16 protein-coding genes are annotated in these 13,491 nt (G+C 50.7%); 6 read left to right on the top strand and 10 right to left on the bottom strand.

What is annotated here, in order from left to right:
* Nucleotides 1–654: 654 nt before the first annotated feature.
* Nucleotides 655–906, bottom strand: a complete 252-nt coding sequence (locus EFBL_RS04260) for a hypothetical protein (RefSeq protein ID WP_096180894.1) — start codon at nt 904–906, stop codon at nt 655–657.
* A 209-nt stretch (nt 907–1,115) separates the two neighbouring features.
* Between EFBL_RS04260 and EFBL_RS04255 the strand changes: the two genes are divergently transcribed.
* The gene (locus EFBL_RS04255) at nt 1,116–1,631 is read left to right on the top strand and encodes an RNA polymerase sigma factor (protein WP_096180893.1); all 516 of its coding nucleotides are present in this window, start codon (nt 1,116–1,118) and stop codon (nt 1,629–1,631) included.
* Nucleotides 1,628–3,004, top strand: coding sequence for a hypothetical protein (locus EFBL_RS04250; protein ID WP_096180892.1), 1,377 nt, complete (start codon nt 1,628–1,630; stop codon nt 3,002–3,004). The genes EFBL_RS04255 and EFBL_RS04250 overlap by 4 nt, the downstream gene beginning before the upstream one ends.
* Before the next feature lie 48 nt (nt 3,005–3,052).
* Here EFBL_RS04250 and EFBL_RS04245 read toward each other — a convergent pair whose 3' ends face one another.
* The gene (locus tag EFBL_RS04245) at nt 3,053–4,522 is read right to left on the bottom strand and encodes an L-lactate permease (RefSeq protein ID WP_165912738.1); all 1,470 of its coding nucleotides are present in this window, start codon (nt 4,520–4,522) and stop codon (nt 3,053–3,055) included.
* 78 nt (nt 4,523–4,600) lie between these two features.
* On the opposite strand from EFBL_RS04245, the gene EFBL_RS04240 reads away from it, so the two are divergent.
* On the top strand, nt 4,601–4,717 hold the full coding sequence (locus EFBL_RS04240; protein ID WP_269432677.1) for a cupin domain-containing protein: 117 nt from the start codon (nt 4,601–4,603) through the stop codon (nt 4,715–4,717).
* A gap of 49 nt (nt 4,718–4,766) precedes the next feature.
* Here the strand turns inward: EFBL_RS04240 and EFBL_RS04235 are convergent, their stop codons facing one another.
* The 4 genes from EFBL_RS04235 to EFBL_RS04220 form a co-directional block, all read right to left on the bottom strand.
* Nucleotides 4,767–5,117 (bottom strand): type II toxin-antitoxin system PemK/MazF family toxin, encoded by a 351-nt coding sequence (locus EFBL_RS04235; protein ID WP_096180889.1) that lies wholly within the window; start codon nt 5,115–5,117, stop codon nt 4,767–4,769.
* Nucleotides 5,118–5,121: 4 nt separating this feature from the next.
* Nucleotides 5,122–5,397 carry a CopG family ribbon-helix-helix protein gene (locus tag EFBL_RS04230; protein ID WP_172899639.1) on the bottom strand — a complete coding sequence of 92 codons (276 nt, stop codon included), beginning with the start codon at nt 5,395–5,397 and terminating at the stop codon, nt 5,122–5,124.
* 71 nt (nt 5,398–5,468) lie between these two features.
* Nucleotides 5,469–6,590 carry an alanine racemase gene (alr, locus tag EFBL_RS04225; RefSeq protein ID WP_096180888.1) on the bottom strand — a complete coding sequence of 374 codons (1,122 nt, stop codon included), beginning with the start codon at nt 6,588–6,590 and terminating at the stop codon, nt 5,469–5,471.
* A 106-nt stretch (nt 6,591–6,696) separates the two neighbouring features.
* Complete coding sequence (locus EFBL_RS04220) at nt 6,697–7,704, bottom strand: DUF4367 domain-containing protein (protein WP_096180887.1); 1,008 nt, start codon at nt 7,702–7,704, stop codon at nt 6,697–6,699.
* A 170-nt stretch (nt 7,705–7,874) separates the two neighbouring features.
* Between EFBL_RS04220 and fadH the strand changes: the two genes are divergently transcribed.
* A complete protein-coding gene (gene fadH / locus EFBL_RS04215; protein ID WP_131927804.1) occupies nt 7,875–8,654 on the top strand; it encodes a 2,4-dienoyl-CoA reductase in 780 nt (259 codons plus the stop codon).
* A 9-nt stretch (nt 8,655–8,663) separates the two neighbouring features.
* Here the strand turns inward: fadH and EFBL_RS04210 are convergent, their stop codons facing one another.
* The 4 genes from EFBL_RS04210 to EFBL_RS04195 all read right to left on the bottom strand — a co-directional run bounded on the left by EFBL_RS04210 (nt 8,664) and on the right by EFBL_RS04195 (nt 12,804).
* The gene (locus tag EFBL_RS04210) at nt 8,664–9,563 is read right to left on the bottom strand and encodes a cation diffusion facilitator family transporter (RefSeq protein ID WP_096180885.1); all 900 of its coding nucleotides are present in this window, start codon (nt 9,561–9,563) and stop codon (nt 8,664–8,666) included.
* A gap of 491 nt (nt 9,564–10,054) precedes the next feature.
* On the bottom strand, nt 10,055–10,261 hold the full coding sequence (gene copZ / locus EFBL_RS04205) for a copper chaperone CopZ (RefSeq protein ID WP_096180884.1): 207 nt from the start codon (nt 10,259–10,261) through the stop codon (nt 10,055–10,057).
* 28 nt (nt 10,262–10,289) lie between these two features.
* The gene (locus tag EFBL_RS04200; protein ID WP_096180883.1) at nt 10,290–12,494 is read right to left on the bottom strand and encodes a heavy metal translocating P-type ATPase; all 2,205 of its coding nucleotides are present in this window, start codon (nt 12,492–12,494) and stop codon (nt 10,290–10,292) included.
* A gap of 37 nt (nt 12,495–12,531) precedes the next feature.
* Entirely contained in the window at nt 12,532–12,804 is a 273-nt protein-coding gene (locus tag EFBL_RS04195; RefSeq protein ID WP_096180882.1) for a metal-sensitive transcriptional regulator, read from the bottom strand.
* 122 nt (nt 12,805–12,926) lie between these two features.
* Here EFBL_RS04195 and EFBL_RS04190 point away from each other — a divergent pair, with 122 nt between their 5' ends.
* Together EFBL_RS04190 and EFBL_RS04185 are read left to right on the top strand one after the other, a co-directional pair.
* Nucleotides 12,927–13,202 (top strand): ubiquitin-like small modifier protein 1, encoded by a 276-nt coding sequence (locus EFBL_RS04190; RefSeq protein WP_096180881.1) that lies wholly within the window; start codon nt 12,927–12,929, stop codon nt 13,200–13,202.
* 3 nt (nt 13,203–13,205) lie between these two features.
* A complete protein-coding gene (locus tag EFBL_RS04185) occupies nt 13,206–13,490 on the top strand; it encodes a MoaD-like domain-containing protein (RefSeq protein ID WP_096180880.1) in 285 nt (94 codons plus the stop codon).
* Nucleotide 13,491: the final 1 nt, after the last annotated feature.

The raw sequence follows: 13,491 nt of genomic DNA, 5'->3' as shown, positions 1-13,491 counted from the left end.
ACACCCAAACGGAACACTACTTTCCAAGGTGATGAAATCCTGCGAATGAGCGAGTATACGTAAGAAAACCCCTTAAACCCGAGGGAGGGATTTTGAGGTACTTAATCAGTAGTGTTCTTGCCCATTTTTCAAAATAAGGGACTCACAGGTTCTTACTTTGACTTTTTGAAGGTAACTGGTGCACAAAACTCTGAATAAGGGCTTGAAAATTCCTTATTTCTAAAACTAAGCCCAAGTGACACAAATAAGGGTTTGAAAGTCTCTTATTTGCATGTCAAGATCAAACAAAAAAGCCCTACATCCACAACAGGGACGAAAGGCTTTGCTCTCGCGGTACCACCCACATTATCGCCCATTAAAGTGACGTGAAGCTTTGCGGCCAACTCCGAGTACTTTAATGGGGCCCCAAAACCAGACACTTAAGGACGATCACTTTTGGCGCTGTAACGGGCACGAACCGGCAGGGATTAGCTGCGCTTGGAAGTAGCTTCGGATACCCTTCACAGAAGAGCCCTTTCAGCCTGGGGGCCCTCTCTCTGACTGTGGCCTGTATCTTACTCGTTTTCCTCATCGCGTTGTCGAGATGGGTTTGTCACTCATTATAACGATTTCCCGTTAGCCGCGTCAACCAGTCCGCTCCCCTGACCATCTCTGTCAGTCCGGCAGACAGTTACCGAACCGCTCTTTGATATCGGGAATCTTGGGAATCAGTTCGTTGATGATGTCGTTCACCTGATCCTTGTCCCGGGTCTGTTCAACTTCCACCACCGAATCCACGTCTAATTCCACTGCAAAGTGATATGTATTCCCTTCCCGTGTGACCAGGATTCCCGCATCATTGTGTTCGGCGATGAACTTATTGCCTACAAAATCAGACCTGCGCTGCAAATGAGGCTTCATGTGCATGACCGGCACCCCTTTTTTCTACAAATTTGTCAAGGATAGTGTTTCCAAATGTGCAACGAACCATCAATCCAAACGCGTCCAATCTTTTGTCGGGTGTTTTCGATTCATTGGGAATATAAGGAATTTAAATTAGGTGTAACCTGCCTGCCAATTTGTTCGTCTGACAGTTTGGATATCAGGTGTATAATTGGCAGAGAGGAGGGGGAACCATGGAGGAATTTATCAAGCGGGCGCTGGTGGATGAAGAGGCCATGACCACATTGCTGCAGGAGCTGGAACCGTTTGTGTTCCGGGTCTCCTATCACTTGACCCGGCATCAGCAGGATGCGGAAGACATAGCCCAGGATGTGCTTTACAAGATCTGTACCAAGCTGTCCTCTTACCGCGGCGACAGTTCGCTTCAAACATGGGTTTATTCCCTCGTCATGAATACGTATAAAGACTTCTTAAGAAAAAAGAAATTCACGCAGTTTGAGGAACTCCCCGAACATGCGGCAACCCGTTCGTTTGAAGATTCCTCGAACTCCCGAATCCTGCTGGAAAGACTCCTGCAGGATCTGCCTGAAATCGATCGCCATATTCTGATTCTTCGCTTTCAGAATGACCTGTCCGTCCGCGAAGTGGCGGATATCATGAACATCTCGGAAGCCAACGTCAAGACGCGGGTGTTCCGGCTGAAAGACCGGTTGCGAGCACTGTTTTTACAAGGAGGTGAAGCCCTATGAAATGTGCGGATGTACAGAACTCCCTCTGGTCAGGGAAACGGTCGCCAGACATTCAAGAACATATTCATACTTGTTTTGCATGCCAGAAGGAGTCTTATGAAATTCAGCAAATCATAGGCTCCCTTCGTTCGATTGAAATTCCCAAGCCTACCAGGTCTTTGATCCCAAGCCCCACAATGATTAAGGAAACTGTTGCAGCAAACCGGAAAAAACCGGTTTTTAAACTCACGAAGGTGGCTGCCGCCGCGACAGTCCTGTTGGCAACTGCAACCGGTGTCAGCCTGTACGGCATTCAGGCTGCGGACGGGCTCCGAAACCATCAATCGACACAAGAGATACCCCAATCCGATGTTTTGACCGAGAATACTGACAAGCCTAAGGTTGAGGTGCGGGACGGCGCAGGAAACCGTGAAATGCTGGCCGCCATTCAAAATTATCTGGCGGAAAACACCAACCCCAAAGAAGTGAAGCAGATCAAGATTCATGAATTCGTTCCAAAGCCGAAACCCGAAGAACCAAAGTCAAAGCCTGTTCAAGACCCCGTCGACCCGGAACCCAAAAGCGAGGAACCAATGGTAACAGGCTATGTGGCTCTGGAAGTGGAATTGCAGCCCAAATCCACATCTGAAAAATTTACGGATTCAGATGGAATTCAAACCAAAGACGTGGTCCTAACCAAACAGTCAGACCAAACCTGGGCGGTTGCCGCATTTGACACGGAAAAAGGACCGAATGTCCGCGACCGGATTCAGCTCTACTTTGACAAGGATCCCAAGGCGTCCGGTGCGAAACTGGTTAAAGTAACAGATTTTCAGGCAGATCCGCAAACTGACCAAAACATCATGACAGGTAAGGCAACTCTGGAGGTAGAGCTTGAGCCGAACGCCAAGTCTTCCTACCAACAGGGATCCAATACAAGATTTTTGCTCCTGACCCGCACGCAAGGAGTTTGGGACGTGATGAAAGTGGGGACGGAACCGTTCACCGTCGATGATGCCCCTCCCTACTACAGAGATTTTGAGAAAGTGGCCCAGAAGCTGCAGGGAAGCATTGTGGACGTACAGATCAACACAGCCGTAGGACCCAATTTTCTCGATTCCATCACCATTAAGGTGGAGAAAAATCTGACCAAGACCAACCCGACATTCAAACCTGGAGATACGGTCAAAATCGTTTATGGAGATACTCTGACCCAAAGCCTTACCATCCCTCAGAAGGGGGATCGGGTGGTTGTTCATACCGCACAGACGAATCCGGCCATCTCCGCCGGCCAGGAAATGTGGTACGGTAAGCTCAACTACTACTTCCACCAGCGGGACGGAAAATACTATGACTACAGCGGCGAGGTCACAGTCGACCCCGCAAAAGAATAAAAGAATAACTTCCTGAATGAAAGCCCCGGTTGCTCTTCACCGGGGCTTTCACAGGTTTTGCCAAAGCTCTCCGAACGCAAGAAACAGAATGCTGCAAACAACAACCAATCCCAATACTCCAAGAGACAGCGGCAGGACTTTCTGAAGCAGTTCCCCTTCCCGGCCAATGATTCCGGCAACAGCAGCCCCAAGTGCCACTCGTGAAGGAGATGCCATCGTCAGATTGGCGGCTGCCGTATTTTGCACAGAAGCCATGACATCTGTCGGCATTCCAAGACTTCTCGCCATACCAGCCTGAAAGTGCATCCACATGGCATTGGCTGCAGCGTTCGAACCGGTCATCCAGCCTCCCAGGCCGCCAATCAGAGGGGCCGCCAAAAGATAGACGGCACCGTCAATTGACATAGACCCTGTAATGATTTCGATCATACCGGCATCTTTCAATAACATTCCCATCAAGACGAACCCGATCGTGGAGAGAGCAGCCGGACGCACCTGCTTCCAAGTGTCCCGCAGGCTGTTTCTGACCTCCTGTCCGTCCATCCGGAACAGGGGAACAACCGAGATGCATGCAACCAGCATGGCCGTTCCGGGACTGTACAAATACGGATGATTTTTGAACCAATCCGCAATCAACGGAATCATATTCAGAAGACGGGTGCCTGCAATCATGGCAAGAAAAACCAGATAAGGAACCAGTGCTTTCATCAAGGAAACAGGGGACTCCCCGGAAAGAAAGGATGGTTGAAGCCTCTTCTCCCTTCCCTTTCTCCAGATCAAGCCCAAACCGCCTGCCGCCGCCAGACCCGCAAACACACAGGCTGCCTCAACAGTCAGAAACCGGTTGGCAATACTTAGACCGGCAAGCATGAGTCCTGCTGCCAACAGGACATCCCAGCTTTGCTTTACCGCTTGCCGCCATCCCGCGGCTGTAACCGCAACCGCATAGGACCAATAAATGAAAATCGGAACTGCAAACAACGTGCTGAGAATACCAATCTGCCGGGGGTGGACTCCGGCAATCTCGGCTCCCAATGTGGTGCCCACCGCCATGGCGCCCCATGGAACCAGATTCTGGGTCAACAAGGAGAGCATCCCTGCCTGCATTCCCTTGTAGCCCAACGCCATAATCAGCGGTCCCGCAAGAACAATGCCGGCGCCAAACCCGCTAACGGCTTCCAGAAACGGAGCAATTACAATCACGACAAACAAAACTCTTCTTAACGGGTCGGGTGAGATCCTCTCCACCGTTCCCGCCATCCGTTCAAGAGCCCCAGTCCGTCGGAGCAGTTGGTAAAGCCACAGGCCTGTCGATAACACATACACAACTCGCAATGCCGGATCCAGCCCGTCAAGTAACGACTCGCCAGTGGCCGACCAGGAAAGGCCGAACATCGACACCCCTGTTGCCACAGCCCAGAGAAGACCTGCAAAACTTGCCTCCACTGCGCTTCGGCGAAACAGCAGCAGCAACACCACCACAAGAATCAAAGGGCTTACGGCAGCTACTAGCAGCATCCCCATCCCTCCAGAGCTGTCCAGCCGTTTCTCAAACAAACTTGTTTCAATGTATACTATAGTAGACTCAGTTATCCCCTGCAATCTGGGGATTCCATGTATTTTGAGGCGGATTGTCCCCACCAATTCCGCAATAATGGCGATAGCGAATGCCGCTATTATCTGGTGATTGACTCTCGGGAAAGCGGAAGTTGAATGGCGGATCGCAAAAAGAGGCTTCCCCCGCCTCTTGGGAAAGCCCCTTCTAGAATTCGATCAGACCGAGAGAAATCATAAGCGCATCATTGACCTTGCTCATCAATTCGTCATCCAGATGCGTGATTTTATCGGTCAATCGTTGTTTGTCTATGGTTCGGATCTGTTCCAACAGAATTACAGAATCGCGTTCCAGTCCGGTTGTTTCCGCTTTGATCTCAACATGCGTGGGAAGTTTCGCTTTTTGAATTTGAGCGGTGATGGCCGCCACAATCACAGTTGGACTGAACCGATTGCCGATATCATTCTGAAGAATCAGGACGGGACGAAAACCCCCCTGCTCAGAACCAACAACGGGTGACAGCTCGGCGAAAAAAACATCCCCACGCTTAACGTTCAAAGGGCTACACCCCGCTAACCAGCCGATCTAGTGTAGTTTCCGCTTCCTCTTCTGCGAGAAACGCTTCCGATGCAATATTCAGGTTGATATTCGCCATCTCCATGTAGCCGCGCTGCATCGTTTCCCGAATACACCGTTTCTTGCGTTCATTTACGTACATGCTCATCGCTCGGCGAATCAGTTCGCTCCGGTTCGATTTTTCCTGTTCCACGATACAATCCACTTCCTGAAGGAGATGATTGGGAATACTGACCATAATGCGTTTCGTCTTTGACAACATCCGGCACCCCCGACACAATATCCTGCCCACTTTGGTATTATACCCATCTTTCTCTTTGCCTGTCAAAAGTCTTAAACACCTACATATTTTCTTGTCACGCGTTTTCCCAAACCGCATACCACTTCATAAGAGATTGATCCCACCAAGTCGGCAATCTCATCCAGTGAAATGAAGCTCTCCCCTTGTCCTCCATACAATACCACTTCGTCGCCGACCGAAACCCCTTCCACGTCAGTTACATCTGCCATGCATTGGTCCATGCAGATCCTTCCGATAATCGGCACCCTTTGTCCGCGAACAAGGACATGAGCTTTCCCGGACAAGCGACGCGAAAAACCATCCGCGTATCCAATAGGTAATGTGGCAATCACCGCTTGCTCCCGCTCCACTTTTGCCGCACCATAGGAAACCCCTGCACCGCGTGGCAGTGTCTTCAGGTGTACAATCCGGGTAACCAAACGGAGAGCCTGGCGCAAATTCACCCTGGATCGGTCTACCTCTTGGGAAGGATACAACCCGTACATCGAAATTCCGATCCTGACCATATCATAGGCCATGTCCGGCAATTCCATGGCGGCCGCACTGTTTGCAATGTGACGCAGGGGAACTGGAATCCCCCTGTTCCCCAACGCCGACAGGAATTCCTTCCATCTGGCCGCTTGCCTTTCCGCGTAAGCTTTATCCAGTTCATCCGCTGTGGCGAAGTGGGAATACACCCCTTCAACCTCGATTCCCTTCAACCGTCCCGCCGCTTGGACGAAATCAGCCGCTTCTTCCGCTTGCAGGCCCAGTCTTCCCATTCCCGTATCTACTTTGACGTGAATGCGGGCGGTTGTTCCCGCCACAACCGCTTCTTGTGCCAGAGCCTCCACCATCTCCATGTGAAAACACGTTTGCCTGACATTCCACCGTAGGATCTCCCTGGCAGCAGATGGAGGTACATACCCGAGTACGAGTATTGGTTCGTCAATTCCGGCTTTTCGCAGTTCAATAGCTTCTTCCAGAGTGGCGACACCCAGGAAAGCAGCGCCTGCGGCTATGGCCTGTTTGGCCACAGGAACGGCGCCGTGGCCGTATCCGTCCGCTTTTACAACCGCCATGATGCGTGTCTGTTCAGGCAGAATCCTGCGGAATTCCCGTAGATTGTGTGCAATATGCCCAAGATCAATTTCTGCCCAAGTTGGTCGAATCATGCTGCACCCTCACTTTGTTTTTATAAGCGTAACAACGCGGGACACGCGCGTCAATAGATGCAGAAAAAGGGGCGGTCCCCCGCCCCGACAATAGTCCACCGTTCTGCTATTTGCCCGTCATCCCCATTGTCGACTGGGCAATTTTTGCCATTTCCTGAACAGGAAGTGAAGCGGTCATTGAGAACTCCACGCCCCGTGCAGTCCAGTACATGGTCTTCACATCACCCGCCCCTGTTACAACTGCAGGGATGCCATACAGATCATGCACTTCGGATTCCGGCAGAACGGCCACGCCCGGCGCCGGACGCCGTTCGACAATTGTCAGCGCTTTGCCTTTTCCATCCTGATAAATCAGGTAAATGGCACCTTCTTGTTCCTTGATTTCCTTGAACGTGAAGTCCTTGGGTAAATAGGTCGGTTCGATTGCGCCAAAATCGGTTTTGCCCGCCGTAACCGGGACCGCCCCTTTGTCTTTGCCCATAGCCATGGCCGCTTCCGGTGTGAACGCATCCTTGTTAAAGCTCATTCCGGTTTCAAAGGATTCATAATTCACTGTCACCACCGGCTGTTCATCCTTGTTCAGCAAGATCATTTGCTTCGGATAAAGTTTTCTGTCATCCAGCAAAACCTGTTGCTTGGAGATGATCGGATTTTCGGGCATCATCGGCATTTCAATGACAACCGCTCCTTCTTTCGCGGAGAACTTTTTATCTTGTGATTTTATAATCCTGTCAATCATTGCATGGTACAGATAGACGTGGCCTCCATGCTCTTCCGCCCAATCGCCCCGGAACCGGAAACTCTTTTTTAACTGGGGATTCACGACAAAAATACCTTCTTCGTTCCGCACAATCACTTGGTTGATTTCCTTCTGTTCATTGCCAAGGGCAATCCGATAAAGATTGGGTGCCTGATACCAGGTTTCAATGTAATACTTGGTGGTCGATTGGGGCTGCTGCACCACCATCATCGCTTTGCTCTGGTAAGATTTCAGGCTTTTCTGCACCCCTTGCAAATCCTTGACCACATTGTCCATCGTTCGTTTACCGCAGCCGGCCAATCCCAGACTCAACACAAGGATGGCCGCCATCAGAAGGGCAAACGATTTGCGCATGTGAAACCACTCCTTTTTCGTTCAACGGCTGTCCACTCACCTGTTCTCAACATATTCGGCAAGTCCAGGGATTAGTACAAGACGGTGACGAAATAAGAAGGGAATATTCAGATAACGGCGAAATTACAAATGGAACAAAGGAGGAGAAGAATATGTTGGCAAAAAACACGCTGCACGGTCAAGTGGCAATCGTAACCGGCGGGGCCACCGGAATGGGGCGCGCAATGGCACTCAAATTTGCCGATCTGGGAGCGAAGGTCGTTGTGGCAAGCCGCAACCTGGAGAATTTGCAGACGGTGGTACAAGATATTGAAAACAACGGGGGAGAAGCATTGGCGATCCAATGTGACGTAAGAAATCCCGATCAAGTGGAGAACATGGTGGAGAATACGATTTCCCATTTTGGATCCATTGACATTCTGGTTAACAACGCGGCGGGAAACTTCATTTGTCCTGCGGAGAAACTGACGATTAACGGTTGGAATTCGGTAGTCAATATTGTGCTGAACGGAACCTTCTATTGTTCCCATGCGGTGGGCAAACGGTGGATCCAGGAAGGAAGAAAGGGCAACATTCTGAATATGGTCGCTACTTACGCGTGGACGGGGTCCCCCGGTGTTGTTCATTCCGCTTCGGCGAAGGCGGGGGTCCTAATGATGACGCGAACCCTTGCCGCTGAATGGGGTCGGTATGGCATACGGGTAAATGCAATTGCTCCCGGTCCAATTGAGAATACGGGTGGGGCAGACAGGCTGTTTGGAACGCCGGAAATCGCTCAGAAGGTAGTTGAAGGAGTTCCTTTGCGCCGGTTGGGAACACCCGAAGAAATCGCCAACCTGGCAAGTTATATGGTGTCGCCTTATGCTGATTACATGACAGGCGAATGTGTGACACTGGACGGCGGAGCTTGGCTGGACAAAGGTTTTTTGGGATATGCGGGGACTTTGTAGTCCCCTTTTTCATTTTTCCTCATTCTCGTACCAAGGGTTTACATGCACCAAAACCTCCTTTACATCGGGATGATCACGTTTGATGGAATCCCGAATGGAACGGGCCACATCGTGTCCTTCCTGAACGGTGATCGTACCCGGCACCCCCACTCGTACATCCACCAATATGTAATGTCCATGGGCGCGGGCCCTAAGTCGATCCAACCGCTTGACATGTTGGACGGAAAAAATGGTGCGGCTGAACGCATGCAGCTTATCCGGGTCGACATTTCGCTCCATCAGGATCTCGACCGCTTCCCGCCCTGTCTCATAAGCCAGCTTGAGAATCAGTAAAGCCACGACAAATCCTGCAACCGGATCAGCGTAATAAAAGACCGGCATCTGTAAGCGGCTTCCGATCAACGCGGCACCGATTCCCGCCACAGCGGCAATCGAAGCGTACACATCCGCCTGATGATCAATAGCCGTTGCGACCAACCCGGGTGACTTCAACTTCTTGCCGAGACGCAAAGTATAGGTATACAACAATTGTTTCAGGATCCAGGAGAAACCTGCAGTGGCAAACGCGATCCAATGCGGTTTGTGAGCGGGCTCCGTCAGGGCCTCAATGGATCCGATGCCGATTTCCAACGAAGCTACCGTCAAAACCCCCGCAACTACCGCAGATGCGATGACTTCCGCTTTTCCATGACCATAGGGGTGATCTTCGTCAGCCGGACGGTTTGATACTTTCATGGCAATCAGCACCGCAACGGATGCCAATACGTCAGCAGCCGAGTGATACCCGTCGGCCACCAGTGCATTACTTGCAAAGATATATCCGATAACCAGTTTCAGTACCGTCAACAAGATATTGGAAGCTACCGCAATCCATGCTGCCAGTTTGCTTACCCGTTCCCGGTACTCCACCCCATCACCTCCCGACTTTTTTCATTATTCCAGTGAAGACAGGTCTCTATGCCGGGTTCTCCGCAGGTGCCGATTTTGCCTGAAGCGGGCTTTTGTCTCTTACATTTGAACGGTCATCCGCATTATATGTAGTGATGACTTCCAGAAAGGGGGACTCGAGATGTACGGTTGTTTTGGGGCTTATACACGTTGGGCAGTCGTGTTCCTGATTATTTTCGTATTGTTTCTTCTCCTGGTCCCAAACGGCGCGGATGCCTGACATAGAATGGCAAAAAACCTGCAGGGCTGCAGGTTTTTTGCCATTCTATCATTTTTTGCAAATTCTATCAGATCAAGGTATAAAATGCGTTTTCCCCGCCTATACTACTATCAATAAAGATTTGGGAGGTTGGTAGAATGATCACCCCATTGGAACTGTTCATCCGCAACGGTCAACTGGATCTGCAAAGCTATTTGAACTACTTGTTTATCCTGGTTAACCAACAGGAGTCTCAGGCCACATCGTAGCCTGCATCTTCAATCGCTTCTTTCATTTGATCAACGCTTACGGATTCTTCCCGGTATTCCACCGTAACGGTGCCTCCTTGCAGATCTACAAGGGCCCGTTCCACCCCGTTCAACTCGCCAAGTGCTCCTTCAATCGCTTTCACGCAATGTCCGCAGGACATGCCTTTTACATTCAGTGTTACAGTTGCCATAGTTAATTCCTCCTTGATAAATGGTTTGTTATGAAGCTTTCCAACGCTTCAACAGAAGCGAATTGGATACGACAGAAACGGAACTGAGAGCCATCGCGGCCCCTGCAATGATGGGACTCAAGAATCCGAATGCGGCAATGGGAATTCCGATTACATTGTAAATAAAAGCCCAGAACAGGTTTTGCCTGATCTTTTTCATGGTCATCTTAGACAGGCTGATGGCATCCGGTATACTCCTGAGATCCCCTCGCATGAGGGTAACGTCAGCCGCTTCCATGGCGACATCTGTACCGGTTCCAATTGCCATACCGACATCGGCTGCCGCCAAAGCAGGCGCATCATTGATGCCGTCGCCCACCATGGCCACAACCTTGCCTTGCTCCTTCAGTTGGCTGACCTGCTCCGCCTTATGCTCCGGCAACACCTCCGCCAGCACCCGCTCAATTCCCACTTGCCGGGCAATGGCTTCTGCCGTGCGCCGGTTGTCGCCTGTTATCATGACCACTTCGATTCCCATTTGCTTTAACGCATCGATTGCCTCTGCGGAAGTCTCCTTCACCGTGTCGGCCACCGCCAGCAAGCCGGCCAGGCTTCCCTCAACCGCTGCCATCATAACCGTCTTGCCTTCGCTTTCAAGCTCTTCCATTTGCCTGGTCCAGTCTGATACATCCACCCCCCGGTCCTTCATCAATTTCAGGTTGCCGATGAGAACCTTCTTCCCGTCCACTTCCGCTTCGATTCCGTGTCCCGGAATGGCTTGAAAATGACTGGATTCCGCAAGATCAATGCCTTCTGCCTTCGCCTTCTCCACGATTGCCCCGGCCACCGGGTGTTCCGACCCGATTTCGCCGCTTGCGGCCAACCTCAGCAGTTTCCGCTCTGAAAAAGAACCGGCAGGCACAAGATCGGTCACTTCCGGTTTGCCCTTGGTAATGGTTCCCGTCTTGTCCAGTACTACAGTCGTTATTTTATGGGCTGTTTCCAGGGATTCTCCGCCCTTGATCAAAATTCCGCTCTCGGCCCCACGACCGGTGCCCACCATAATGGCCGTTGGTGTGGCCAGCCCCAGGGCACACGGACAGGCAATGACCAGAACCGCAACTGCATGAATCATGGCCGTTTGAAAATCAGTCAACAGCCAGGTGATCAGGAAGGTGATAACGGCGATTCCCATGACAACCGGTACGAATATGCCGGCAATCTTGTCTGCCAAGCGCTGAATGGGAGCTTTCGATCCTTGGGCCTCGTCAACGAGACGGATAATCTGCGCAAGGGCTGTGTCTTTTCCCACTTTTGTCGCTCGAAACCGGAAAGATCCGTGTTTATTTATTGTGGCCCCAATTACTTCGTCACCGACCGCTTTGCTCACCGGTACGCTTTCACCCGTAATCATCGATTCATCCAGTGTGGAATGGCCTTCCGTGATGATGCCATCAACAGGCACTTTTTCTCCGGGACGAACAAGAATAATGTCTCCGACCCTTACCTCTTCAATCGGAATGTCCTGCTCCCGGTCACCACGGATTACACGCGCGGTCTTTGCCTGCAGTTTCATAAGCTTCTTGATTGCCTCGGAAGTGCGTCCTTTGGCGCGCAGTTCCAAGAACTTGCCCAACAGGATAAGCGTGATAATGACGGTGGACGCTTCGTAATAGATATCGCCCGGCTCGACGAACGTATAGTAAACGCTGTAAAAATAAGCTGCGGATGTACCGATCGCGACCAGCACATCCATGTTGGCGCTTCCGCCACGAAGGGACTTATACGCTCCTTCGTAGAACCGCCACCCGATCCAGAACTGGACAATGGTTGCCAGCCCGAACTGTAAATATTCGGATACCATGACTTCCGACTGGGCGAACATTCCTGTCATTTCAATCAAAAACGGCAATGTCAACAAGGAAGCTATAATCAATCGAAGTTCGAGTTTTTCGTATTCCTTCTTCCGACGCAGGCGTTCCTCATCTTCGTTTACCTGGACGATTTCCTTAGCGCCGTAACCCGTTTTTTCAACCAAGTCGATGATTGCTTTTACGTTCGTTGCATCCGCATCATATTCAACCATCGCTTTCTCACTGGCAAGGTTAACGTTTGCCTTCAAAACTCCGGTTAATTTGTTCAGCCGTTTTTCTACACGGGTTGAACAGGCGGCACAGGTCATCCCGGTGATCGCCAGTTCCACCCGTTCTTTGTGGATGGCTTCCTTTTCTGCTCCAGCGGCGGTGTGACTCATCATGACCCTCCTTCTTCCATTGTTTCACCAGGCATCTTTATTTGGTGAAGACCCGGATCACTTCCATTAATTCCTCGATATGTTTGGAACCATCCCCTTCTTTAATGGCGTTTGACACACAGCCTTTGGTGTGACTGTCAATCAGGCTCAGTCCCACTTTGTTTGTGGCCGCTTTGACGGCAGCCAACTGTGCCAAAATGTCCACACAATAGCGGTCTTCTTCAATCATCTTCTGAATGCCTCTGATTTGCCCCTCAATCTTCTTCAGTCGTTTCAACAAATCCTCTTTATCGCAATGGTAGGCGTACATAACCGGAACCCCCCTTCCTCTGACACCTCTATTATATACAATACCCCCCTACCGTAGTCAATAAACAAACTGTGAAGAATTACAAAACCTGTGGTACTCTTAAGAAAAAAGGGGGGAGTTCCATGGTGGTTAAAGTTTTCGCCACTTTCCGCGAAATTGTCTCCGGCAAAGAAGTCTTGCTGGATATCCGGGAGGGTCAGACTATTCGGGAGTTATTGACATCTCTTATCGACAAATATCCCGCTTTTCGCCAGGAATTATTCGATGCAGATGAGCGATTGAGACAGCATGTGCATGTGTTTGTCAACGGGAAGAATATCATCCACGGGAACGGTTTGGACACCATTCTGTCTGCAACGGACGAAGTGGCCCTGATTCCACCTGTAGGAGGAGGTTAATCCTTGATTCGCCTGGAGTTTCGGGGTCTTTATCAATCCACCTACAAACAATTCCTTCTTGACCTGGGTGGAAGAGAGCTGGAGATCACTGCACAGGGTTCGCGCCAAGAAGGTTCCACCCTGATTGAAGGGGAAGGTTGGACTGCCCTTCTGGAACCGGAAGATTCGGTATCATTCTCAAAAGTAATGAAAGTTCCCCGCACATTTATCACATTCTGCGGGGAACCGGAGGTTGTGGACGTGTTGGTTTCTCAATTTCGTCTGAAGGCACTCCGTGGTGGAGGATAAT

This window comes from Effusibacillus lacus (assembly GCF_002335525.1).
GTDB lineage: Bacteria > Bacillota > Bacilli > Tumebacillales > Effusibacillaceae > Effusibacillus > Effusibacillus lacus.
This window is presented reverse-complemented; position numbering and strand designations above follow the sequence as displayed.

Bases quoted from the DNA above. Each gene is read 5' to 3' on its own strand.
- copZ (WP_096180884.1), bottom strand. From the start codon at position 10,261: ATGGCAACTGTAACACTGAATGTAAAAGGCATGTCCTGCGGACATTGC.
- EFBL_RS04260 (WP_096180894.1), bottom strand. From the start codon at position 906: ATGCACATGAAGCCTCATTTGCAGCGCAGGTCTGATTTTGTAGGCAAT.
- EFBL_RS04245 (WP_165912738.1), bottom strand. From the start codon at position 4,522: ATGCTGCTAGTAGCTGCCGTAAGCCCTTTGATTCTTGTGGTGGTGTTG.
- alr (WP_096180888.1), bottom strand. From the start codon at position 6,590: ATGATTCGACCAACTTGGGCAGAAATTGATCTTGGGCATATTGCACAC.
- EFBL_RS04230 (WP_172899639.1), bottom strand. From the start codon at position 5,397: ATGTTGTCAAAGACGAAACGCATTATGGTCAGTATTCCCAATCATCTC.
- EFBL_RS04250 (WP_096180892.1), top strand. From the start codon at position 1,628: ATGAAATGTGCGGATGTACAGAACTCCCTCTGGTCAGGGAAACGGTCG.
- EFBL_RS04195 (WP_096180882.1), bottom strand. From the start codon at position 12,804: ATGTACGCCTACCATTGCGATAAAGAGGATTTGTTGAAACGACTGAAG.
- EFBL_RS04220 (WP_096180887.1), bottom strand. From the start codon at position 7,704: ATGCGCAAATCGTTTGCCCTTCTGATGGCGGCCATCCTTGTGTTGAGT.
- EFBL_RS04255 (WP_096180893.1), top strand. From the start codon at position 1,116: ATGGAGGAATTTATCAAGCGGGCGCTGGTGGATGAAGAGGCCATGACC.
- EFBL_RS04200 (WP_096180883.1), bottom strand. From the start codon at position 12,494: ATGAGTCACACCGCCGCTGGAGCAGAAAAGGAAGCCATCCACAAAGAA.
- EFBL_RS04190 (WP_096180881.1), top strand. From the start codon at position 12,927: ATGGTGGTTAAAGTTTTCGCCACTTTCCGCGAAATTGTCTCCGGCAAA.